The 1009-nt window shown below is 40.9% G+C and carries 1 protein-coding gene and 1 pseudogene; one reads left to right on the top strand and one right to left on the bottom strand.

Annotated elements, in window-relative coordinates:
* On the top strand, positions 1 to 880 hold an 880-nt coding region (locus tag VXQ92_RS21555; RefSeq protein WP_416683123.1), incomplete at its 5' end, for an MFS transporter.
* 27 nt (positions 881 to 907) lie between these two features.
* Here VXQ92_RS21555 and VXQ92_RS21550 read toward each other — a convergent pair.
* A pseudogene (locus VXQ92_RS21550) lies at positions 908 to 1009 on the bottom strand (nitroreductase); the annotation flags it as partial.

Here is a 1009-nt window from a genome sequence, read left to right as displayed (position 1 = left end):
CTTAGGTGGTTGTGTGGGGGTGGTTATGGCTCGTGCTGCTATACGAGATAGATTAGATGTCCAAGGCTCGGCACAAGCTTTTTCAAGCATGATGATCGTAATGGGCTTAGCACCTATTTTGGCACCGATGATTGGGGCCTGGATATTAATCTGGTTTCCGTGGCAAGCGATTTTTATTGCGCTTTCAATTGTAGGGGCAATCTGTTGGCTATGTGTACATTTCTTTTTTAAAGAAACTTTGGCAGTTGATAAGAGGCTCAAGTTATCTCTATATCAAGTGGCTACCTTATATGGTGCTATTTTCAAAGATGCAAGCTTCCGTTTACCTATGTTTGCAGGATGTTTAACAGGTGCAGCGTTATTCTGTTATATCAGCTCAGCTCCAGCCGTTTTTATGGATCAATATGGCTTAAATCAGCAAGAGTTTGCGTATGTATTCGGGCTCAATGCTTTTGGCATTATGTTAATGTCATCTTTAAATAAGCACCTAACCACACGTGTTGAAATCACTAAGCGCTTAAAAGCAGGTTCAATGGTACAAGTGACGGGTGCAAGCATTGTGTTGATTGCTGGCTTAATTTCTGCAGCACCTTTATGGCTAGTAATGTTAGGACTGTTTTTAGCAATTTCAGGAATTGGTTTAACTGGACCAAATGCTATGGCTCTAGCCATGTCAAAGCAAGGTGCTCGTGCAGGAACAGCCAGTGCAATTATGGGCAGTATGCAATTTGCTTGCGGTTTATTGGGTGGAGTACTGCTTAACTTCCTTATTTGGTCTGCATCACTCAATATGGGAGTGATGATGGTGTTATTTACATTAAGTGGTTTTATTGTTGTTTTAAAAGCGATTCGTCAAGCAAAAAGCCAATCACTCTCTTGATTTTAAGAGAGTGGCTTGCTTGCATCTTTAATCAAGAAAAACTGCAAAATTCTCAATAGGCTCTCTAGGTGTAATAAAGGTATTCACAATCTGTTCAGGGTCGGCATGACCTAGTGCAATTGCACATAC

Source organism: Acinetobacter sp. 228, assembly GCF_048147885.1.
This window is presented reverse-complemented; position numbering and strand designations above follow the sequence as displayed.